The sequence below is a fragment of the Ornithinimicrobium pekingense DSM 21552 genome (genome assembly GCF_000421185.1).
GTDB classification, from domain to species: Bacteria; Actinomycetota; Actinomycetes; order Actinomycetales; family Dermatophilaceae; genus Ornithinicoccus; species Ornithinicoccus pekingensis.
In genome coordinates, this window is sequence record NZ_ATWJ01000010.1 from 196,400 (window position 1) to 217,629 (window position 21,230).

23 protein-coding genes are annotated in these 21,230 nt (G+C 73.1%); 8 read left to right on the forward strand and 15 right to left on the reverse strand.

What is annotated here, in order from left to right; genetic code table 11:
* Positions 1 to 7: 7 nt before the first annotated feature.
* On the reverse strand, positions 8 to 763 hold the full coding sequence (fabI, locus tag K330_RS0110580; RefSeq protein WP_022921802.1) for an enoyl-ACP reductase FabI: 756 nt from the start codon (positions 761 to 763) through the stop codon (positions 8 to 10).
* Positions 764 to 816: 53 nt separating this feature from the next.
* Positions 817 to 1,551: a beta-ketoacyl-ACP reductase gene (fabG, locus tag K330_RS0110585; protein ID WP_022921803.1), complete on the reverse strand. Its 735-nt coding sequence runs from the start codon at positions 1,549 to 1,551 to the stop codon at positions 817 to 819.
* A 28-nt stretch (positions 1,552 to 1,579) separates the two neighbouring features.
* On the opposite strand from fabG, the gene K330_RS20640 reads away from it, so the two are divergent.
* The 4 genes from K330_RS20640 (at position 1,580) to K330_RS0110605 (ending at position 3,918) form a co-directional block, all read left to right on the forward strand.
* Entirely contained in the window at positions 1,580 to 2,050 is a 471-nt protein-coding gene (locus K330_RS20640) for a DUF3099 domain-containing protein (RefSeq protein WP_156875776.1), read from the forward strand.
* Complete coding sequence (locus K330_RS0110595; RefSeq protein ID WP_022921805.1) at positions 2,047 to 2,283, forward strand: hypothetical protein; 237 nt, start codon at positions 2,047 to 2,049, stop codon at positions 2,281 to 2,283. The genes K330_RS20640 and K330_RS0110595 overlap by 4 nt, the downstream gene beginning before the upstream one ends.
* A 1-nt stretch (position 2,284) precedes the next feature.
* Positions 2,285 to 3,067 carry an SURF1 family cytochrome oxidase biogenesis protein gene (locus K330_RS0110600; protein ID WP_022921806.1) on the forward strand — a complete coding sequence of 261 codons (783 nt, stop codon included), beginning with the start codon at positions 2,285 to 2,287 and terminating at the stop codon, positions 3,065 to 3,067.
* Between the two features lie 83 nt (positions 3,068 to 3,150).
* Positions 3,151 to 3,918 carry an SDR family oxidoreductase gene (locus tag K330_RS0110605; RefSeq protein WP_022921807.1) on the forward strand — a complete coding sequence of 256 codons (768 nt, stop codon included), beginning with the start codon at positions 3,151 to 3,153 and terminating at the stop codon, positions 3,916 to 3,918.
* Here the strand turns inward: K330_RS0110605 and K330_RS24300 are convergent.
* The 4 genes from K330_RS24300 to K330_RS0110620 form a co-directional block, all read right to left on the reverse strand.
* On the reverse strand, positions 3,877 to 4,599 hold the full coding sequence (locus K330_RS24300) for a DsbA family protein (protein ID WP_420329251.1): 723 nt from the start codon (positions 4,597 to 4,599) through the stop codon (positions 3,877 to 3,879). The genes K330_RS0110605 and K330_RS24300 overlap by 42 nt on opposite strands.
* Positions 4,481 to 5,806: a Na+/H+ antiporter NhaA gene (nhaA, locus tag K330_RS24305; protein WP_420329250.1), complete on the reverse strand. Its 1,326-nt coding sequence runs from the start codon at positions 5,804 to 5,806 to the stop codon at positions 4,481 to 4,483. The genes K330_RS24300 and nhaA overlap by 119 nt, the downstream gene beginning before the upstream one ends.
* 93 nt (positions 5,807 to 5,899) lie before the next feature.
* The gene (locus K330_RS0110615) at positions 5,900 to 7,762 is read right to left on the reverse strand and encodes an ABC transporter ATP-binding protein (protein ID WP_029202551.1); all 1,863 of its coding nucleotides are present in this window, start codon (positions 7,760 to 7,762) and stop codon (positions 5,900 to 5,902) included.
* A 19-nt stretch (positions 7,763 to 7,781) separates the two neighbouring features.
* Positions 7,782 to 9,380 carry an ABC-F family ATP-binding cassette domain-containing protein gene (locus K330_RS0110620; RefSeq protein WP_029202552.1) on the reverse strand — a complete coding sequence of 533 codons (1,599 nt, stop codon included), beginning with the start codon at positions 9,378 to 9,380 and terminating at the stop codon, positions 7,782 to 7,784.
* A 167-nt stretch (positions 9,381 to 9,547) separates the two neighbouring features.
* On the opposite strand from K330_RS0110620, the gene ypfJ reads away from it, so the two are divergent.
* Positions 9,548 to 10,426 carry a KPN_02809 family neutral zinc metallopeptidase gene (gene ypfJ / locus K330_RS0110625; RefSeq protein ID WP_022921810.1) on the forward strand — a complete coding sequence of 293 codons (879 nt, stop codon included), beginning with the start codon at positions 9,548 to 9,550 and terminating at the stop codon, positions 10,424 to 10,426.
* A gap of 155 nt (positions 10,427 to 10,581) precedes the next feature.
* Entirely contained in the window at positions 10,582 to 11,928 is a 1,347-nt protein-coding gene (locus K330_RS0110630) for a dicarboxylate/amino acid:cation symporter (protein ID WP_029202553.1), read from the forward strand.
* A gap of 81 nt (positions 11,929 to 12,009) precedes the next feature.
* Here the strand turns inward: K330_RS0110630 and K330_RS0110635 are convergent, their stop codons facing one another.
* The 9 genes from K330_RS0110635 to K330_RS20655 are packed head-to-tail and all read right to left on the reverse strand — an operon-like array spanning position 12,010 to position 19,443.
* Positions 12,010 to 12,666: an acVLRF1 family peptidyl-tRNA hydrolase gene (locus K330_RS0110635; protein ID WP_022921812.1), complete on the reverse strand. Its 657-nt coding sequence runs from the start codon at positions 12,664 to 12,666 to the stop codon at positions 12,010 to 12,012.
* Between the two features lie 25 nt (positions 12,667 to 12,691).
* The gene (locus K330_RS0110640; RefSeq protein WP_022921813.1) at positions 12,692 to 13,024 is read right to left on the reverse strand and encodes a metal-sulfur cluster assembly factor; all 333 of its coding nucleotides are present in this window, start codon (positions 13,022 to 13,024) and stop codon (positions 12,692 to 12,694) included.
* A complete protein-coding gene (gene sufU, locus K330_RS0110645) occupies positions 13,021 to 13,518 on the reverse strand; it encodes a Fe-S cluster assembly sulfur transfer protein SufU (protein ID WP_022921814.1) in 498 nt (165 codons plus the stop codon). Before sufU ends, K330_RS0110640 begins: the two co-directional genes overlap by 4 nt.
* A complete protein-coding gene (locus K330_RS0110650; RefSeq protein WP_022921815.1) occupies positions 13,518 to 14,840 on the reverse strand; it encodes a SufS family cysteine desulfurase in 1,323 nt (440 codons plus the stop codon). The genes sufU and K330_RS0110650 overlap by 1 nt, the downstream gene beginning before the upstream one ends.
* Positions 14,841 to 14,854: 14 nt before the next feature.
* Positions 14,855 to 15,613: a Fe-S cluster assembly ATPase SufC gene (gene sufC / locus K330_RS0110655; RefSeq protein WP_022921816.1), complete on the reverse strand. Its 759-nt coding sequence runs from the start codon at positions 15,611 to 15,613 to the stop codon at positions 14,855 to 14,857.
* A gap of 53 nt (positions 15,614 to 15,666) precedes the next feature.
* Complete coding sequence (locus tag K330_RS0110660) at positions 15,667 to 16,002, reverse strand: non-heme iron oxygenase ferredoxin subunit (RefSeq protein ID WP_022921817.1); 336 nt, start codon at positions 16,000 to 16,002, stop codon at positions 15,667 to 15,669.
* Entirely contained in the window at positions 15,999 to 17,222 is a 1,224-nt protein-coding gene (sufD, locus tag K330_RS20650; protein ID WP_022921818.1) for a Fe-S cluster assembly protein SufD, read from the reverse strand. Before sufD ends, K330_RS0110660 begins: the two co-directional genes overlap by 4 nt.
* Positions 17,222 to 18,643 carry a Fe-S cluster assembly protein SufB gene (sufB, locus tag K330_RS0110670; protein WP_022921819.1) on the reverse strand — a complete coding sequence of 474 codons (1,422 nt, stop codon included), beginning with the start codon at positions 18,641 to 18,643 and terminating at the stop codon, positions 17,222 to 17,224. The genes sufD and sufB overlap by 1 nt, the downstream gene beginning before the upstream one ends.
* Entirely contained in the window at positions 18,640 to 19,443 is an 804-nt protein-coding gene (locus K330_RS20655; RefSeq protein WP_229665811.1) for a helix-turn-helix transcriptional regulator, read from the reverse strand. Before K330_RS20655 ends, sufB begins: the two co-directional genes overlap by 4 nt.
* A 139-nt stretch (positions 19,444 to 19,582) precedes the next feature.
* Here K330_RS20655 and K330_RS0110680 point away from each other — a divergent pair, with 139 nt between their 5' ends.
* Both K330_RS0110680 and K330_RS0110685 read left to right on the forward strand, forming a co-directional pair.
* Positions 19,583 to 20,275, forward strand: coding sequence for an ABC transporter ATP-binding protein (locus tag K330_RS0110680; RefSeq protein ID WP_040658058.1), 693 nt, complete (start codon positions 19,583 to 19,585; stop codon positions 20,273 to 20,275).
* Positions 20,272 to 21,117, forward strand: coding sequence for an ABC transporter permease (locus K330_RS0110685; RefSeq protein ID WP_022921822.1), 846 nt, complete (start codon positions 20,272 to 20,274; stop codon positions 21,115 to 21,117). Before K330_RS0110680 ends, K330_RS0110685 begins: the two co-directional genes overlap by 4 nt.
* The last annotated feature ends 113 nt before the right edge of the window (positions 21,118 to 21,230 follow it).

Here is a 21,230-nt window from a genome sequence, read left to right on the forward strand (position 1 = left end):
AGCGCGGTCAGAACCCGGTGGCGTGGTAGCCGCCGTCGACGTGCACGATCTCCCCGGTCGTGGCCGGGAACCAGTCCGACAGCAGCGCGACGCAGGCCTGGGCGGCGGGCACCGGGTCCTTGACGTCCCACCCCAGCGGCGCGTGCTCACCCCACCGGGCGAACTGCTCGAACTCCGGGATCGACTTGGCGGCGGTCGTGGCGATGGGGCCGGCGGAGACGAGGTTGGCGCGGATCCCCCTGGGCCCCAGGTCGCGGGCGAGGTAACGGTTGGTCGCCTCGAAGGCGGCCTTGGCCACCCCCATCCAGTCGTACATCGGCCAGGCGTACTGGGCGTCGAAGGTGAGCCCGACGACGCTGCCGCCCTCGCTCATGCGGGGCAGGCACGCGGCGGCGAGCGCCTTGAGCGAGTAGGCGCTGACGTGGACGGCCGTGGAGACGTCCTCCCACGGGGCCTCCATGAAGTTGAAGGCGCCCCGCGGTGCGAAGCCGATGGAGTGCAGGACCCCGTCGAGGTGGTCGGTGTGCTCACCGACGCGGTCGGCGAGGGTCGCGAGGTGCTCGGTGTCGGTGACGTCCAGCTCGATGACCGGCGCCGGCTTCGGCAGCCGCCTGGCGATGGTCTGGGTGATCCGGAAGGTCCGCCCGAAGGAGGTCAGCACCACCTCGGCGCCCTGCTCCTGCGCGAGCCGGGCGACGTGGAACGCGATGGAGCTGTCCATGAGGACACCGGTGATGAGCAGCTTCTTGCCGTCCATGAGCATGGGCAGACTCTAGTCGTTGCCCCCGGCGGTTCCCGGCAGCGGCGTGGCCGGGGTCAGTGACCCATCCCCAGGCCGCCGTCGACGGGGATGACGGCGCCGCTGACGTAGGCGGCGTCGGGCCCGGCGACCCACCGCACCACGCGGGCGACCTCGTCGGCCGTCGCGAACCGGCCGGCCGGGATGCTGGCCCGGTAGGACTTCTGCAGGTCCTCCGAGAGCTGCTCGGTCATCTCGGTCTCGATGAAGCCCGGAGCCACGACGTTGGCGGTGATGCCCCGGCCGCCCAGCTCGCGGGTGATCGAGCGGGCCAGCCCGACGAGGCCGGCCTTGGACGCGGAGTAGTTGGTCTGGCCCGCGCCGCCGAGCAGGCCCACGACCGACGAGATCAGCACGATCCGGCCGTGCCGGGCCCGGATCATGCCCTTGACCGCACGGCGGGCGCAGCGGAAGGCGCCGGTGAGGTTGGTGTCCAGCACGGCGTCGAAGTCCTCGTCGCTCATCCGCATGAGCAGGCCGTCCTTGGTGATGCCGGCGTTGGCGACGAGGACCTCCACCGGGCGCCCGAGGATCTCCTCGGCCTCGGTGAAGGCCCGGTCCACGGACGCGGTGTCGGTGACGTCGCACACGACGCCGCGCAGCCCCTCCGGAGGCTGCCCGCTGCGGTGCGTGACCACCACGTCGTGGCCCGCCTCGGCGAAGCTGCGCGCGATCGCCAGGCCGATCCCGCGGTTGCCGCCCGTGACGAGGACGGCCTGGGGCTGGGGGGCTGCGGTGGTCGAGTCGTTCACGGGGACACCGTAGTCGTATCGTGGACAGGTGCCCACCACCCCGTCACGCTCAGGCTCCGGGCGCCGCCCGGTGCAGGCCGTGACGACCGCGCGCCTGTCGGTCGAGGAGGACCGGCACCGGCGGATGCGCAACTACCTGGTGGCCATGGGTCTGCGCATCGCCGGGTTCCCCGTGGCGGTGTGGCTGCTGCTCAACGGCTACGTCGCGCTGGGTGTGGTGCTCGCCGTCCTCGCCACCGTCATCCCCTCGATCGCCGTGGGCGTCGCCAACGCCGTCGACCGCCGGGGCACGTCCACGCAGGACGCCACGCCCGTCTCCCCCGTCCAGGGCCTGGGCCCCGCGCCCCGGGCTACCGAGGAGACACCCGCGCCGTCGGAGCCACGCGGCGAGCAGATCCGGGGCACGGTGGTCTCGAGCCGGGAGACGCCCCACTCCGACCCGGCCTCCCCCGGGCGGCACGGGCCCGCCGACGCGGACGGCCACCGGGAGGCCTCGTGATCGGCGCCCACGCGCGCCGCGCGGCCGACGGGCTGGTCTGCAGCGCCAAGGCGTGCCGCAGCGCCGCCACGGACGCGGTCGTGTGGCGCAACCCCTCGCTGCACACGGCGGACCGGCGCAAGGTGTGGCTGGCGTGCGAGGAGCACCGCGACCACCTGCGCAGCTTCGTCCAGGTCAGGGGCTTCCTCATCGAGGTGGTCCCGGTGGAGGCGCTGACGGAGGCTGACGGCTGACGTGCTCCGGGTCCTGAGGCGTCCCCGGTGGATCGCCTATCTCCTGCTGGCCGTGCTCTTCGGCGTGCTCGCCAGCGGCCTCGGCCTGTGGCAGTGGGGTCGCTACGAGGACAAGGCGGACCGGCGCGACCTCGTCGAGGCCAACTACGGCGCACCCCCGGTGGCCCTCGAGGAGGTCCTGCCCGGGCCCGGCAGCGACCTCCCGCCGGGGGACGAGTGGCGGCGCGTGCGCGCGACCGGCACCTACGACGCCGACGCCGAGCACCTGGTGCGCAACCGGCCCCAGCAGGGCGTCTTCGGGTATGAGGTGCTCGTGCCCCTCGTGCTCGCAGACGGCACGGCCGTCGCGGTCGACCGCGGCTGGGTGCGTTCGGGGCAGACGGCGGCCACCCGCCCGGAGGTGCCACCGCCCCCGGCCGGCGAGGTGACCGTCACCGGCTGGCTGCGTCCCTCCGAGCCGGACCTCGGTCGCGACCTGCCCGCCGGTCAGCTGGCCTCCATCGACCTGAGCGGGCTGGAGGAGGCCACCGGCCTGGACCTCGTGCAGGCCTACCTCATCCTGGAGTCGGAGGACCCGCCCGCCGAGCGCCCGGCCGCGCTCGCCGCCCCCGACACCCGCCTGGGGTCGCACTTCGCCTACGCCCTGCAGTGGTGGATCACCGTGCCGGTCGGGGTCGTCCTCGTCCTGGTCATGGCCCGCCAGCAGGCGCGCGACGAGACCGGTGAGCCCGCCCGGCAGACCCGGCCCCGCAAGGTGCGCATCTGGGACGAGGAGGACGTGTAGCCTAGCGACGTCCCCGGGGCCGCACGTCCGCCGGCGGACCCACCGGGCACGGGGCGCGCGAGCCGTGCTGGCACGATGGGCGCATGGATCTCGGACTCGCCGGCCGCGTCTACGTCCTGACCGGAGCCTCGCGCGGGCTCGGGCGGGCCACCGCCGAGCAGCTTGTGCGCGACGGGGCCGACGTGGTCGTCTCCTCGCGCTCGGCCGAGGCCGTCGAGCGGGCCGCGCGCGAGCTGTGCGAGGTCGGGCCCGGCACCGCGGTCGGCGTGGCCGCGGACCTGGCCGACGAGGACAGCGCCGAGGTGCTGCTCGCTGCCGCCGACGACCACTACGGGCGGCTGGACGGCGTGGTCGTCAGCGTGGGCGGACCGCCTGGCGCGACCGCCTCTGCGGCCACCGACGAGCAGTGGCGCACCGCCTTCGACAGCGTCTTCCTCGGTGCCGTGCGGCTGGCCCGCACGGCGCTGGAGCACGCCCGCGCACCTCTCGCCGTGACGCTCGTGCTGTCGACGTCGGTGCGGGCCCCGCTGGCCGGGCTGGCGATCTCCAACGGGCTGCGGCCCGGCCTGGCCATGGTCGCCAAGACCCTGGCCGACGAGCACGGACCGCGCGGCCACCGCGTCAACGTCCTCCTGCCGGGGCGGTTCGAGACCGACCGGGTCACAGAGCTCGAGGCCGGCGCGGACGACCCCGGGGCCCTGCGGGAGCGGATGGCCGGTGCCGTCCCGCTGCGCCGCTACGGCCAGCCCGAGGAGTTCGGCGCCGTGGCCGCGTTCGTGACCTCGCCGATGGCCTCCTACATGACGGGGTCAGTGGTCACCGTCGACGGCGGGTCCACCCGCGCCCTCTGAGGCCGGCCTTTCCGCCGGCCCCTGCCGCAGCGCCTCCAGCGCGTGGGCCAGGGTCACCGCGTCCCAGGGACCGACGTGCCGCGTGCCCCCGACGAAGAACGTCGGCGTGCCGCGGGCACCGCTGGCCTCGGCGCTGGCGACGTCGTCACGGACGCGGGCGGCGACCCCGGGGCTGTCCAGGTCACGCACGAACCGGTCGACGTCCAGGCCCAGGTCCCGGGCGTAGCCGAACAGGTCGTCGGGGTCGAGGGCGTCCTGGTGGCTGAACAGCAGGTCGTGCATCGGCCAGAAGCGCCCCTGCAGGTCGGCGGCGACTGCGGCCCGGGCGGCCAGGTCGGCGCGCGGGTGCACGTCGTGCAGCGGCAGGTGCCGGAAGACGTAGCGCAGCTCGGTGCCAAACCGGCGGCGCAGCTCCTCGGCCACCCCGGTGGCGCGGGCACAGAAGGGACACTCGTAGTCGCCGTACTCGACAAGGGTCAGCGGCGCGTCCACAGGCCCGCGCAGGTGGTCGACCTGCTCGTCCACGGGCCGGGCCAGGCGGCGCGGCAGGTCCGCGTCCCCCTCACCGCGCCAGACCGCCGCGAGCCGGAAGGTCACCCACGCCAGCGCGGTGGACAGGACGGCGGAGAGCAGCACGCCCACGGTCGCCTGGTCGCGCAGCGACGGGTCCTCGAACGCCAGCCCCACGACGAGCAGGGAGACGGTGAAACCGATGCCCGACAGCGCCGCCCCCCCCGAGCACGTGACCCGGCCCGACCCCGACCGGCAGCTGCCCGACGCCGGCCCGCACACCCAGCAGGGCAGTGACCCCGATGCCGACGAACTTGCCCAGGACGAGACCGACCACGACCGCCCACGTCAGGCGGGAGCTGAGGGCCTGCGCCAGGACGCCGTCACGCAGGTCCACGCCCGCGTTGGCCAGCGCGAAGACCGGCACGACGACGAAGCTCGACCACGGGTGCAGAGCCGCCTGCAGCCGCTCGTTGACCGAGATCGACCGCTCCAGCTCGGCGCGCGCCGAGCGCCCCACCTGCACCACCGGCGACTGGACGAAGGCGCGGACGCGCTCGGCGACCCCCTGGACCACCTCTCGTCGAGGGAGGCTGGCCCCGACGAGGAGCCCGCCGACCATGCCGGCGATGGAGGCGTGCAGCCCGGCCTCGAGGGTGGCGACCCACAGGGCGACCCCGACCACGGCGTAGGGCGCGGTGCGCCACACCCCCAGCCGGCTGAGCGCCGCCAGGGCCGCGCCGAGCACCGCCATCAGCACGAGGGCCACCGGGTCGAGGGCGCCGGAGAAGGCCACGCCGATGTAGGTCACCGCCACCACGTCGTCGATGACCATGAGCGTCAGCAGGAAGACGCGCAGCTGGGTGGAGACCCGGGGCCCGACCACCGCGAGCGCACCGAGCAGGAAGGCCGTGTCGGTGCCGATGACGGCCGCCCAGGCACGCGTGGCCTCCCCGCCCGGGGCGAGAAGGAGGTAGAGCAGGGCGGGCAGCACCATGCCGCCGACGCCGGCAAGCAGGGGTATGGCGACGCGCCGCCGGTCCGTCAGCTCGCCGATGGCCAGCTCACGCCGGACCTCCAGCCCGACGACGAAGAAGAACACGGCCATCAGACCGTCGTTGACCCAGTGGGCCAGGTCCATGGACAGCTCGTACCCGCCGAGCCGCACCCCGGCCTCGGTGCGCCACAGCGCCTCGTAGGCCGCCGACCACGGGGAGTTGGCCCAGGCCAGGGCGAGCACCGTCGCCACGAGCAGCAGGCTCGCGCCGCCGGCCTCGGTGGCCAGGAAGGAGCGCAGCGGTGCGGACAGCTGGCCGACCAGCGCCCGGCGCGGGCGGCTCTGCCCGGCGGGGCGCCGGCTGTCGGGGACCCGCGTCATGTCGGCCACCTCCACGTCCGGGGACACCGCCGTGGCGGCTGGTGGACAGGGTAGTGCCGCGTGCCCGGCCCGTGCCGGGACAGGCCGGGTCGCTCAGTCGCGGAACTGGGTGTCGTGCAGGGCGCGGTAGAGACCGCCTGCCGCGAGCAGCTCAGCATGGGTGCCGCGCTGCACCACCTCGCCGCGGTCCAGGACGAGGATGAGGTCGGCGTCACGCACCGTGGAGAGCCGGTGCGCGATGACGAACGACGTGCGCCCGCTGAGCGCCTCGTCCAGCGCCCGCTGCACCGCGGCCTCCGACTCGCTGTCCAGGTGGGCGGTCGCCTCGTCCAGGACGACGACCGCCGGTGACTTCAGCAGCAGCCGGGCGATCGCCAGCCGCTGCTTCTCCCCGCCGGACAGGCGGTGCCCGCGGTCGCCCACGACCGTGTCCAACCCGTCGGGCAGGCGCGCCACCAGGCCGTCGATCCGCGCTGCCCGCAGCGCCTCCCAGATCTCGGCGTCGCTCACGTCGGGCCGGGCGTAGCGCAGGTTGGTGCGCACGGTGTCGTTGAACATGTGCGCCTCCTGGGTCACCACCCCGACGGTGCGGCGCAGGGAGTCCATCGACGCCCGGCGCAGGTCGACCCCGCCGATAAAGACGCTGCCCCCGGTGGGGTCGTAGAGCCGGGCGACCAGCGCGGTCAGGGTGGTCTTGCCCGCCCCCGAGGGGCCGACGAGGGCCACCATCGCACCGGCCGGGACGTCCACGTCGATGTCGCGCAGCACGGCGTGGCCGTCCAGCGTCTCGGTCTCGGGACGCTGCTCGAGGGAGGCGATCGAGACCTGCTCGGCCGCGGGGTAGGCGAAGGACACGCCTTCCAGCCGCACCCCGACCGGGCCGTCCGGGATCTCCTCGGGCTCGTCCGCCTCGCGCACGAGCGGCTGCAGGTCGAGCACCTCGAAGATCCGCTCGAAGGAGACCAGGGCCGTCATGATGTCGACCCGGACGTTGGACAGCGCGGTCAGCGGTGCGTAGAGCCGGGAGAGCAGGGCCGCCATCGCCACCAGCGTGCCGGTGGTCAGCTCGCCCGCCACGGCCATGAGCCCACCCATCCCGTAGACCAGCGCGGTGGCCAGCGAGGCCACCAGCCCGAGCCCGGCCATGAAGACGACGCGGTTGACCGCGATGGACACGCCGGCGTCGCGCACGCCCGCCGCGCGCACGGCATACTCCTGGTCCTCCTCCGCCGGGCGGCCGAAGAGGCGCACGAGCAGCGCGCCCGCCACGTTGAAGCGCTCGGTCATCCGCGTGTGCATGTCGGCGTTGAGGGTCATCTGCCGCCGGGTCAGCTGCGAGAGCCGCGCACCCATGAGGCGGGCAGGGACGAGGAAGACCGGGAGCAGCAGCAGCGCCAGCAGTGTGATCTGCCAGCTCATGGTGAGCAGCGCCGCCAGGATGAGCAGCATCTGCACGAGGTTGCTCACCAGGCCGGACAGGATCGAGGTGAAGGCGCTCTGGGCGCCGATGACGTCACTGTTGAGGCGGCTGACCAGGGCCCCGGTCTGCGCGCGGGTGAAGAAGGCGATGGGCTGGCGCAGGACGTGCGTGAAGACCTCGGTGCGCAGGTCGAGGATCAGCCCCTCCCCGATCCGTGACCCGAGCCAGCGGGTCACCACGGTCACGACCGACTCCAGGACCGCGATCGCGGCCACGAGCAGGCCCAGCCGGACCACGACGTCGCGCGCCCCCTGGTCCACGCCGTCGTCGATGATGCGCTGCAGCAGCAGCGGAACCGCGGTCACCAGGGCACCGGCGATGATCGTCAGGACCAGGTATGCGGTGATCTCGCGCCCGAACGGGCGTCCGTAGCGGGCCACCCGGCGCGCGGTCCCCGAGCGCAGGTGGTGGTCGCGGACCGACGGGTCCTTGGTGAAGCTGCGGATCGACGCACCGCCGCGCATGCCGACATGCATCGTCATCGTGGGCTCCTCCTCAGGCCAGGGCGACCAGGTCCTCGTAGCCGCGGCCCCACAGGTCCTCCACCCCGTCCGGGAGCAGCAGCACCTTCTCCGGCTCCAGGGCGGTGACCGCTCCCTCGTCGTGGCTGACGAGGACGACCGCACCCTCGTAGGAGCGCAGCGCGGCCAGCACTTCTTCCCGCGAGGCGGGGTCGAGGTTGTTGGTGGGCTCGTCGAGCAGGAGCACGTTGGCCGCCGAGACGACCAGGATGGCCAGCGCCAGGCGGGTCTTCTCGCCGCCGGAGAGCACGCCGGCGGGCTTGTCGACGTCGTCACCGGTGAAGAGGAAGGAGCCCAGGACCTTGCGGGTCTGCGTCTCGTCCAGGTCCGGCGCGGCGGACTTCATGTTCTCCAGCACGGTCCGGTCGACGTCGAGCGTCTCGTGCTCCTGGGCGTAGTAGCCCAGGCGCAGCCCGTGCCCGTGGACCACCTCGCCGGTGTCGGGGGCGTCGATGCCGGCCAGCAGGCGCAGGAGCGTGGTCTTGCCGGCGCCGTTGAGGCCGAGGACGACCACCTTGGAGCCGCGGTCGATCGCCAGGTCGACGTCGGTGAAGATCTCCAGCGAGCCGTAGGACTTGGACAGCCCCTCGGCGGTCAGGGGCGTGCGCCCGCAGGAGGCCGGGGTCGGGAAGCGCAGCCTGGCCACCCGGTCGGTCGCCCGCTCGGCCTCCAGCCCCGAGAGCATCCGCTCGGCCCGGCGCGCCATGTTCTGGGCCGCGACGGCCTTGGTCGCCTTGGCGCGCATCTTGTCCGCCTGGGCGAGCAGGGCGGCGGCCTTCTTCTCGGCGTTGGCGCGCTCGCGGTGACGGCGCCGCTCGTCGGCCTCGCGCTGCTGCAGGTAGGCCTTCCAGCCCATGTTGTAGACGTCGATCACCTGGCGGTTCGCGTCGAGGTAGAACACCTTGTTGACGACCGTCTCGATGAGCGCGACGTCGTGGGAGATGATCATCAGCCCGCCGGCGTAGGCGCGCAGGTGCTCGCGCAGCCAGACCACGGAGTCGGCGTCGAGGTGGTTGGTGGGCTCGTCCAGCAGCAGCGTCTCGGCCCCGGAGAAGAGGATGCGGGCCAGCTCGATCCGGCGCCGCTGGCCGCCGGAGAGCGTGCGCAGCGGCTGACCCAGCACACGGTCGGGCAGGCCCAGCGAGCTGGCGATGGAGGCAGCCTCGGACTCCGCGGCATACCCGCCCCGGGAGGTGAACTCCCCCTCGAGGCGGCCGTAGCGGCGCATCGCCTTCTCCCGCACCTGCCCGTCGGCGCTGCCCATGGTCTCCTCGGCGGCACGCATGTCGCGGATGACCGTGTCCAGGCCGCGGGCGGAGAGGATGCGGTCGCGGCCGAGCACGTCCAGGTCGCCCGTGCGCGGGTCCTGGGGCAGGTAGCCCACCTCGCCGGTGCGGGTGATCGACCCGGCCGCGGGCTGGCCGCCGCCGGCGAGGACCTTGGTCAGCGTCGTCTTGCCGGCGCCGTTGCGCCCGACCAGGCCGACCCGGTCACCCGGACCCACGCGAAAGCTCACGTCGTCCATGAGCAGGCGCGAGCCCACACGGATCTCGACGCCCGAGGCGGTGATCATGGCGGGCTCCTCCCGGTCGGCGCGCAGCACCGCACGACGGGCCTGCGGTGGTGGGGTGGGGTGGACCCGCGCGGCGACGCGGTGCGGGCGGCAGGTCCGCTGGATAGTCTACGCGCTAGGCGTCCGGTCGACCGACGGGCGCAGGACCGGCGCACCACGGAGGCAGCATGACGTTCAGGGAGAACGCCAACATCGGCGCGGGCCGCGCGAGCCGCGGCGGCGGGGGTGGTGGCGGGCTGGCGGTGGGCGGCGGCATCGGCACACTGCTCCTGGCCCTGGTGGTGATGCTCTTCGGCGGCGACCCCGGGGCGATCCTGGGCGGTGGGCAGCAGACCCAGCAGGGCAGCACCCAGGGCGGCGACCTGGACGAGTGCACGAGCGGCGCCGACGCCAACGAGAACGTCGACTGCCGGATGAAGGCGACGATGCTCTCGCTGGAGGACTACTGGACCTCGGCCTACCCCGAGGCCGACCCCACGAGCGCGACCCTCTTCAGCGGGTCGGTCGACACCGGCTGCGGCCAGGCCTCCAGCGCCGTCGGGCCGTTCTACTGCCCGCTCGACCGGAAGATCTACCTCGACACCTCCTTCTTCTCCCAGCTGGAGAGCCAGCTGGGCAGCGACGGCGGTAACTTCTCCCAGATGTACGTCCTGGCCCACGAGTACGGACACCACGTCCAGAACAACACCGGCGCCCTGCAGGCCTCCCAGCAGGACCGCCAGGGCCCGGAGTCCGGTGCCGTGCGGGTCGAGCTGCAGGCCGACTGCTTCGCCGGCGCCTGGGCCGGCAACGCCACCCGCACCCGCGACAGCGACGGCAACCTGCTGCTGGAGCCGCTGAGCCGCGAGGACATCGAGTCTGCCCTGTCGGCGGCGGCCGCCGTCGGGGACGACTCCATCCAGGAGCGGATGCAGGGACAGGTCACCCCGCACACGTGGACCCACGGCTCGTCCGAGCAGCGCATGGGCTGGTTCATGCGGGGCTACGAGTCGGGCGACCCCAACCAGTGCGACGTGCTCAACGCGGGCAGCGTCGACGACTACTGAGCGTCCCGCGAGCTCGGGTGTGAGGCACGTCATACCCAACACAGGGAATGGCTTGGCATAACGCGAGGTTGCTGCCTGCGGTGCCGCGGTCGACCGCGGCCCGGGCCGGCCACCGGCCCGCGACCGTCCCGTCCTTCCTCGCGAAAGGCTGCCTCGTGCTGTCTCGTCTTCCCCGGGTGTCGTTCGGCACCCAGGTCCTCGTCGGCCTGGTGCTCGGCGTCGTGCTCGGCCTCGTGGCCCGCTCCATGGGCGCCACCGGCGACAACCCCAACTGGCTCTCGGAGACGCTGAGCATTATCGGTTCCTCCTTCGTGACACTGCTGCGCGCGATCGTGCCGCCGCTGGTGTTCCTGGCGATCGTCTCCTCCATCGCGAACCTGCGTGAGGTCACCGGCGCGGCCCGCCTGGCCTGGAACACCCTGCTCTGGTTCGCCATCACGGCGCTGGTCTCCGTCGGCATCGGCATGGTCGTCGGCTGGGTCGTCGACCCCGCCCGCGGCGCCGGTGTCACCGCCGCCGACGCGGCCGCGCCCGGGAGCACCGGGTCCTGGCTCGACTTCCTCACCGGGCTGATCCCGGCGAACGTGCTCGGGCTGAGCGCCCGCGGCGGCGACGAGGGCGCGGTCTCGCTGTCCTTCAACGTCCTGCAGATCCTCGTCGTGGCGATCGCCGTCGGCATCGCCGTGCTCAAGGTCGGCAAGGAGGCCGAGCCCTTCCTGACCTTCACCCGCTCGGCCCTCACCGTGGTGCAGAAGGTCCTGTGGTGGGTCATCCTGCTCGCCCCGCTGGCGACCGTCGGCCTGCTCGGCAACGCCGTCGTCTCCTACGGCTGGAACACCATCGGCTCCCTCGGCCGCTTCACCGTCGCGGTCTACGTCGGCCTGGCACTCGTCCTGGCCGTGCTCTACCCGGTGCTGCTGGGCGTCCACGGCCTGTCGGTCAAGCAGTTCTTCACCGGGGCCTGGCCGGCGATCCAGCTCGCGTTCGTCTCGCGCTCCTCGATCGGCACCCTGCCGGTCACCCAGGCGGTCACCGAGCGCAACCTCGGCGTGCCGCGGGCCTACTCCTCCTTCGCCGTGCCGCTGGGCGCGACCACCAAGATGGACGGCTGCGCCGCGATCTACCCGGCGATCGCCGCGATCTTCGTCGCGCAGTTCTTCGGCGTCAGCCTCGGCGTCACCGACTACCTGCTCATCGCCTTCGTGTCGGTGATCGGCTCGGCGGCGACCGCGGGGGTGACCGGCGCCACGGTCATGCTCACGCTGACCCTGTCCACGCTGGGCCTGCCGCTCGAGGGCGTCGGCCTGCTGCTGGCCGTGGACCCGATCCTCGACATGGGCCGCACCGCCACCAACGTGGCCGGCCAGGCGCTCGTGCCGACGATCGTCGCCAAGCGTCAGGGCATCCTCGACGAGGACGCCTACAACGCCTCCCGCCGCGGCGAGCCGTGGCGCGAGACGGGTGCGGACGAGGCGCGCGAGGTCGTCCCGGCCACCGCCTGAGCAGCCGCACCGCGCGTCCGGCCCGGGCGCGCACGCACGAGGGCCGCCGGCACCGGGCCGGCGGCCCTCGGTGCGTCCTGGTCAGGCGTTGACGACCTCGACCAGCACGGCCCGCGCACGGCCCACGGCGTCGTCGAGCACCGCGCGGCGCGGGTCGGGCAGGTCGGGCAGGTCCCTGCGGGGTATGCGGTGCAGCCGGCCGAGCGCGCCCGTCGCCAGCTCCTCCAGCGCCGCGGCGGTCAGACGCCGGTCTCCGCCCAGCACCAGTCCCCCGACCTGCCCCCCGGCCGCCTCCCCCTCGGCGAGCACGCGTGCGGCGTGGCCTGCGACCGCGTCGACGAGGACGTCGGCCTGGTTGGCGCGCCGCCGGGCGAAGCGCTGCTGGGACCAGCCCCCGGCCGCCGTCCGCGACTGGACGTGGCGCGTGCCCACCTTGTGCGCGAGGAGGCTGCCGTCCGGGGAGACCACCGCCGCGGCATACCCGCCCCGGCGCACGAGGACCACGAGCAGGGCGGGCGGGCGCGCCCACTCCCCCGGCTCCCACGCCGCGCCGGGCGGGTCGTCGACCGGTGCGTCGGTCCACGAGGTGAGCCTGGCCCACGAGCCGTCGGCGGCCGTGAGCAGGCACGACGACGGGGAGGTGGCCCGGTCGGTCGACCGAGCCACCTCCCCGTGCGAGGCGGCGAACCGCCGGACCCATCCGTCGAGGCGCTCGGGGGCGACCCGGACGGCGGTCATGTCCAGCAGGTCAGGTGCGAGCCGCTCAGACGTTGAAGCCGAGGGCGCGCAGCTGCTCGCGGCCGTCCTCGGTGATCTTGTCCGGGCCCCACGGCGGCATCCAGACCCAGTTGATGCGGTGGCTGGGCACGAGGCCCTCCAGCGACTGGGCGACCTGGTCCTCGATGACGTCGGTCAGCGGGCAGGCCGCGCTGGTCAGCGTCATGTCGATGACCGCGTGGGCCTGGGGGTCGACGGTCACGCCGTAGACGAGGCCGAGGTCGACGACGTTGATCCCGAGCTCGGGGTCGACGACGTCGCGCAGCGCCTCCTCGATGTCGGCGACGTTGGGCGGCTGGGGAAGGGTGGTCTCACTCATCGTTCCTCCATGGTGGGGGCTGAGGGGGTGCTGGTGCTCGCCGACGAGATGTCGGCACCCGCACGGGCGAGCGCGTCGAGGTAGGCCGACCAGGGCAGCAGGGCGCACTTGACCCGGGCCGGGTAGCGGGCGACGCCGGCGAAGGCGACGCCGTCGCCGACCTGCTCCGGGTCACCCGGGTCGGTGCCCTTGCTGGTCAGCATGGCATGCAGGTGCCGGTAGGTGGTGAGGGTGTCCGCGAGGGGGCGGCCGAGGCACTCCTCGGCCAGGACCGAGGCGGACGCCACGGAGATCGAGCAGCCGAGGGCGTCGTAGGAGACGTCCTGCAGCACCGGACCGGCGCCGTCGGGCCCCTCCACGAGGTGGACCCGCAGACTGATCTCGTCGCCGCAGGTGGGGTTGACGTGGTTGACCTCCACGTCGTAGGGCTCGCGCAGGCCGGCGTGCTGCGGGCGCCGCGCGTGGTCGAGGATGAGCTCGCCGTACAGGTCCATCAGCCGGCCACCCCGAAGATCTGCGGCGCCCGGTCGAGCGCCGCGGCGAAGGCGTCGATCTCCTCGGGCGTGGTGTAGACCGAGAAGCTGGCGCGGGTGGAGGCCGGGACGCGCAGGCGGCGGTGCAGGGGCCAGGCGCAGTGGTGGCCGGTGCGGACCGCGACCCCGGCGTCGTCGAGGACCTGCCCGACGTCGTGCGGGTGGATGCCGTCGACGACGAAGGAGACGGCACCGACCCGGTCGGCCGGGTCGGTGGGGCCCAGGACCCGCACCCAGGGGCGCTCGGCCAGGACGGCCAGGGCGTGGCGCACCAGGCTCTGGTCGTGCGCCTCGACCCGGTCCATCCCGAGCGCGGTGAGGTAGTCCAGCGCCGCGGCCAGGCCGACGGCCTGGGCGGCCATGGGGACCCCGGCCTCGAACTTCTGCGGCGGCGGTGCCCAGGTGGACCCCTCCATCCGCACGACCTCGATCATCGACCCTCCGGTGAGGAAGGGTGGCATGGCCTCGAGCAACCTCCGCCGGGCCCACAGGACGCCGACCCCCGAGGGGCCCAGGGTCTTGTGGCCGGTGAAGACCAGCGCGTCCACACCGGACTCCGGGGTGGTCAGGCCGGTGATGTCCAGGTGCGGGGCGGACTGGCAGGCGTCGACGAAGACCAGCGCACCGACGGCGCGGGCCGCGGCCACGACGGGCGCCAGGTCGACGTGGGTGCCGAGCACGTTGGACACGTGCGTCACGGCGACGACCTTGGTGCGCTCCCCGACGACGGCGGACGGGTCCTGCAGGTAGCCGTCGTCGGTCACGCCGACCCACCGCAGGGTCGCCCCTGTGCGGCGGCACAGCTCCTGCCACGGCACGAGGTTGGCGTGGTGCTCCATCTCGGTCACCACGACCTCGTCGCCCGGGCCGAGCCGCAGCCGGTCGGCCCACTCCTCGTCGACGCCGTCCAGCGCGCCCGGCGCGGCCGCGTTGGAGAAGGCGTAGGCGAGCAGGTTCAGGCCCTCCGTGCCGTTCTTGGTGAAGACGACCTGCCCCGCGTCGGCACCGAGGAAGCGGGCGACCGTCTCCCGGGCGCCCTCGAAGGCCTCGGTCGCCTCCTCGGCCAGCTGGTGGGCGCCGCGGTGGACGGCGGCGTTGTGCCTCTCGTAGAACTCACGCTCGGCGTCGAGGACGACGCGCGGCTTCTGCGAGGTGGCACCGCTGTCGAGGTAGACGAGGGGCCGGTCCTCGCGCACGGTGCGCGCGAGCAGGGGGAAGTCCGCCCGGATGCGGGCGAGCTCCTCGGTCCCGAACGGCTCGGCGGCCTGCCGGCCCCACGTCATACCCTGATCCTCCCTCAGACGCCCGCGGTGAGGTAGCGGTCGTAGCCCTCGTTCTCGAGCCGGTCCGCCAGGTCGGGGCCGCCGGACTCGGCGACCCGGCCGTCGACGAAGACGTGGACGAAGTCGGGCTGGATGTAGCGCAGGATGCGCGTGTAGTGCGTGATGAGCATGACGCCCAGGCCGGTGGTCTCCTTGACGCGGTTGACGCCCTCGGAGACGACCTTGAGCGCGTCGACGTCGAGGCCGGAGTCGGTCTCGTCCAGGATCGCGATCTTGGGCTGGAGCAGCTCCATCTGGAGGATCTCGTGGCGCTTCTTCTCGCCGCCGGAGAAGCCCTCGTTGACGTTGCGCTCGGCGAAGGAGGCGTCCATGCGGAGGTTCTCCATCGCGCCCTTGACGTCCTTGACCCAGGTGCGGAGCTTGGGGGCCTCGCCGTCGACCGCGGTCTTGGCGGTGCGCAGGAAGTTGGAGACGGTGACGCCCGGCACCTCGACGGGGTACTGCATCGCCAGGAACAGCCCGGCCTGGGCGCGCTCGTCGACGCCCATCGCCAGGACGTCCTCGCCGTCCAGCAGCACCTGGCCGCCGGTGACGGTGTACTTCGGGTGGCCGGCGACGGCGTAGGCCAGCGTCGACTTGCCCGAGCCGTTGGGGCCCATGATGGCGTGCGTCTCGCCGGACCTGATGGTCAGGTCGACGCCGCGGAGGATCTCCTTGGGGGCGTCGTCGGCCTCGACGGTGACGCGCAGGTCGCGGATCTCGAGGGTGGTCATGCGTGCTCCTTCGTGCGGGAGGTCAAAAGGGGTATGGGGTGTGCTGGGACGGGTCAGTCGGCCAGCGTGACGTAGACGTCGTCGCCGTCGAGGGTGACCGTGTGGACCGCGATCGGGGCGGTGGCGGGCAGCTGCTTGGGCTCACCGGTGCGCATGTCGAACTGCGACCCGTGCAACCAGCACTCGATCAGCCCGTCCTCGACCTCGCCCTCGGCGAGCGAGACGTTGGCGTGGGTGCACGTGTCGTCGAAGGCGTGGACGGTGCCCTCGGAGTCGCGGGCGATGGTCACCCGGCGACCGCCGATGTCGGCCACGACCGCGCCCACGTCGGGCAGGTCGTCGACGCTGCAGACGTGGACCGCCTCACCCGTGCGCAGCTGCTCGCTCATGCGCTCGCCGGCTCCAGGCCGATCGTCAGCTCCAGCTCCTCGTCGATCGCGGCCATGAGGGTGTCCACGACCTCCGGGACGCCGATCTTGGCGATGATGTCGGCGAAGAAGCCACGCACGACCAGGCGGCGCGCCTCGTCCATCCCGATGCCGCGCGACATCAGGTAGAAGAGCTGCTCGTCGTCGAAGCGACCGGTCGAGCTGGCGTGCCCGGCACCGGCGATCTCCCCGGTCTCGATCTCCAGGTTGGGGACCGAGTCGGCGCGGGCGCCGTCGGTGAGCACGAGGTTGCGGTTGAGCTCGTAGGTCTCGATGCCCTCGGCCTCCTTGCGGATGAGGACGTCGCCGACCCACACGGTGCGCGCCGTGTCGCCCTGCAGCGCACCCTTGTAGGTGACCAGGGAGGTGCAGTGCGGCGCGTTGTGGTCGACGAAGGACCGGTGCTCCAGGTGCTGCCCCGCGTCGGCGAAGTAGACGCCGAGCAGGGTCGCGTCGCCGCCGGGGCCGGCGTAGCGGACGTTGGAGTTGACCCGCACGATGCTGCCGCCGAGCGTGACGGCGATGTGCTTGTAGGTCGCGTCGCGGCCGACGAGGGCCTCGTGCTGGCCCAGGTGGACCGCGTCGTCGTCCCAGCGCTGCAGGGTGACCACGGTCAGCTGCGCCCCGTCGCCGACGATGACCTCGAGGTTGCCGGTGTGGTCGGCGCTGCCGGTGTGGTCGAGCACGACCAGGGCCTTGCTGTGACGACCCGCCTCGAGCACGTAGTGGGCGTTGCTGCGACGGCCCGCACCGTTGCCGTGCACCCTCACGCGCACCGGCTCGGCATACTGCGCCTCGGCGGGGATGCTGAGGTGGAGCGCCTCGGGGGTGTTGGCGCTGGCCACGGCGGCGCCGCGGTCCTCGGGCACCAGCACGGTGCCGCGGGGTGCCTCGCCCGGGGCGAGGGAGCCGCGGATCGCCTCGGCCGGGGCCTCGACCTGGAAGTCGGCCGCGTGGTCGCCGGTGGTGTCGGTCGGGCTGTCCGACAGGACGTTGCCGAGCCGGTCGACCGGGGTGAAGCGCCACTCCTCCTCACGGCCGGTCGGCAGGCCGAAGGCGTCCGCGTCGAAGGACCGCTGGCGCGCGGCACGCGACTGGTCGGGGATCCGGTGGTCGCCGCCCAGCTGGCCGGCGGGGTCGACATGGGTCTTCTCGGTGTTCTCGTCGATCAGAAGCGACATCAGCCGACGGCTCCTTCCATCTGCAGCTCGATGAGGCGGTTGAGCTCGAGGGCGTACTCCATGGGCAGCTCACGGGCGATGGGCTCGACGAACCCGCGCACGATCATCGCCATGGCCTCGGTCTCGGACAGGCCTCGGGACATCAGGTAGAACATCTGGTCCTCGGACACCTTGGAGACGGTCGCCTCGTGGCCCATCTGCACGTCGTCCTCGCGGACGTCGACGTAGGGGTAGGTGTCGGACCGGGAGATCTGGTCGACCAGCAGCGCGTCGCAGACCACCGAGGACCTGCTGTGGTGGGCACCCTCGTTGATCTGGACCAGGCCGCGGTAGGACGAGCGGCCGCCGCCACGGGCCACCGACTTGGACACGATGGTCGAGGAGGTGTGCGGCGCGGCGTGCACCATCTTGGAGCCGGCGTCCTGGTGCTGGCCCTCGCCGGCGAAGGCGATGGACAGCGTCTCGCCCTTGGCGTGCTCGCCCAGGAGGTAGACGGCCGGGTACTTCATGGTGACCTTGGAGCCGATGTTGCCGTCGATCCACTCCATGGTCGCGCCCTCGTCGCAGGTCGCGCGCTTGGTGACCAGGTTGTAGACGTTGTTGGACCAGTTCTGGATCGTCGTGTAGCGCACGCGGGCGTTCTTCTTCACGACGATCTCGACGACGGCGCTGTGCAGGCTGTCGGTCTTGTAGATCGGTGCGGTGCAGCCCTCGACGTAGTGCACGTAGGAGCCCTCGTCGGCGATGATCAGCGTCCGCTCGAACTGGCCCATGTTCTCGGTGTTGATCCGGAAGTAGGCCTGCAGCGGGATCTCGACGTGCACGCCCTTGGGGACGTAGATGAACGAGCCGCCCGACCACACCGCGGTGTTGAGCGAGGCGAACTTGTTGTCACCGGTCGGGATGACCGAGCCGAAGTACTCCCGGAAGAGCTCCTCGTGCTCGCGCAGGCCGGTGTCGGTGTCGACGAAGATGACGCCCTGCTCCTCCAGGTCCTCGCGGATCTGGTGGTAGACGACCTCGGACTCGTACTGCGCGGCGACGCCGGCGACGAGGCGCTGCTTCTCGGCCTCGGGGATGCCCAGGCGGTCGTAGGTGTTCTTGATGTCCTCGGGCAGGTCCTCCCAGCTGGTGGCCTGCTTCTCAGTGGACTTCACGAAGTACTTGATCGTGTCGAAGTTGATGTCCGACAGGTCGGCGCCCCAGTGCGGCATCGGCTTCTTGTCGAACAGGCGCAGGCCCTTGAGGCGGGTCTGCAGCATCCAGTCGGGCTCGCTCTTGCGGCCGGAGATGTCGCGGACGACGTCCTCGCTCAGGCCGCGCCGTGCGGAGGCGCCGGCCTCGTCGCTGTCGGCCCAGCCGTACTCGTAGCGCCCGAGGTCCTTCAGACCCGGGTTCAGCTCCTCGATGTTCGTGCTCATCGCGTTGACCTCTCGTCGGCGGGGTGGTCGGTGGTGCGGTCGGTGGTGCGGGGTATGACGTAGGGGCGGGCCTTGGCGCGCTCCTCGTCGCTCGGGGGGCCGGTGCCCACGGCACCGGTCGGGACGAACGTGGTGCAGACATGCTCGCCGCCGGCCAGCGTGGCCAGCCGCTGCACGTGCACGCCGAGGATGCGCGAGATCGCGTCGGTCTCGGCGTCGCAGAAGTGGCGGAACTCGCTGGCCACCGACCGCACAGGGCAGTGGCCCTGGCACAGCTGGATACCGGCGAGCCCGGTGCCCTGGCCGACCGGTCGGGCCGAGGCAGCATACCCCTCGACCGACAGGGCGGCGGCCAGCGCCTCGGCGCGGGCGTCGACGTCGTCGGGGTCGGCCCCGGTGTCGGCCAGCTGCTGCTCGACGGCGGCGCGCAGCCGGGTCTCCAGGACCGACATCTGCTGGTCGGCGAAGCTCTCGACCGCCTGCTCCCCCACCGTGTCGGCGAGGTAGTGCAGGGCCGCCGTGGCGACGTCGTCGTAGGTGCTGCGGAACTGGTCCTGGCCCAGCGCGGTGAGCACGTAGGAGCGGGCGGGACGGCCGCGGCCGCGCTTGGCGCGGGCGGGTGCCTCGTACTCGGCGATGACTCCCGCGAGCTCCAGCGCGTCCAGGTGACGGCGGACCGCGGCCGGGGTCAGGCCCAGCTCCTTGGCGAGCGTGCTCGCGCTGACCGGGCCCTGCTCCCCCACGGCTCGACGCACCCGGTCCCGCGTGCGGGACTCGCTGTGCATCTCGACCAAATTCACTACTCCATTGTGACCTATTTGCAGGACAGGTCCAAAGGCAGGGTGGCCTAACCCCTCCGCGGGCGGTGTGGGGACGGGGTGCCCCGGCGGGGCAACTAGAGTGCGGACCGTGCATCCCACCCCGTCCGAGGCGCTCGTCATGCAGGACGTGACCCGTCGCTTCGGCACCGTGAACGCCCTGCAGGGGCTGTCCTGGAGCGCCCGCGCCGGGGAGGTCACGTGCGTGCTGGGGCCGAACGGGGCCGGCAAGACCACGTCGGTCGAGATCGCCACCGGCCTGCAGCGTCCCGACTCGGGGACGGTGCGCGTGCTGGGCGAGGACCCGTGGCGGGCCGACCCCGAGCACCGGGCCCGGGTCGGGGTGATGCTGCAGGACGGTGGCCTGCCCCAGTCGGTCCGCCCCGTCGCGCTGCTGCGCCACCTCGCACGCTTCTGGGGCCGACCCGCCGACCTCGACGCCCTGGTCGCGCGGCTGGGCATCGACGGCTTCGCCGGCACCACGGTCCGGCGCCTGTCGGGCGGCCAGCGTCAGCGGGTGGCCCTGGCCGCGGCTCTGGTGGGGCGACCCGAGGTCGCCTTCCTCGACGAGCCGACGGCGGGCCTGGACCCGCACTCCCGACGCGAGGTGCACGCCATCGTCCGTGAGGCCGCCGGGGCGGGCACCGCGGCCGTGGTCACCACCCACTCCTTCGACGAGGCCGAGCGCCTGGCCGACCACGTGGTCGTGATCGCCTCCGGCCGGGTCGTGGCCGACGGCACCCTCGCCGAGGTCGCGGGCGAGGACGGCCTGGAGCAGGTCTACTTCGCCCTCACGGACGGGGGCGCGCGATGAGCGACCCGGCCGCCCGGGCCGGGGTCGAGGGCGCAGCCGACGACGAGGCCACCGGGCGTACCGCACCGGCCGCACCGGCCACCGGGCGTGCGGCACCTGCCCGCACCCGGGTCCTGGCCCAGGCGAGGTTCGAGGCCGTCGGGCTGCTGAGCCACGGCGAGCAGCTGCTCGTCTCGATCGTCCTGCCCCTGCTCGCCCTCGTCGCCCTCGCGCTCGTCGACTACCCCGAGCTCGCCGTGGGTCCCTGGGACGGTGCGCGGCGCATCGACGTGCTCACCCCCGGGGTCCTCGCGCTGGCAGTGATGTCGACCGCGTTCACCGGACAGGCCATCCTGCTGGGGTTCGAGCGGCGCTGGGGCGTGCTGCGGCTGCTGGGGACCACCCCGCTGGGCCGGGGCGGCCTGCTCGCCGCCAAGGCCCTGTCCGTGCTGGCGGTCCTCGCCGTCCAGCTCGTGGTCATCGGCGCGGTCGCGGCGCTGCTGGGCTGGCGGCCCGACCCGTTCGGGCTGGTCGTCGCGCTGGTCACGGTGGTCCTGGGCGCGACGGTGTTCGCGCTGCTGGCCGCCTGCCTCGGCGGGACCCTGCGCGCGGAGGCGGTGCTGGCCCTCGCCAACCTCGTGTGGGTGCTGCTGGCGGCCGGGGGCGGGGTGCTGCTGCCCGCCCGGGTCCTGCCCGAGCCGTTGGCGCTCCTCGTCGGCCTGCTGCCCTCGGCCGCGCTGGGTGACGGCCTGCGCACCGCGCTCGTCGACGGTGGGGTGGACCTGCGGGCGTTCCTGGTCCTGCTCCTCTGGGGCGTGCTCGCGGCCGTCGTCGCCCGCCGCTACCTGCGCTGGTCGGACTGACCGACCCGTCGCCCCCGCCCGCCTGACCCGACGACTCACGACGCGTCGTTGTCAGGACGTCGTGATGCATCGTGCGTTCTCGACAAGAACGCGTCGTGAGTGGCCGCAGGGCC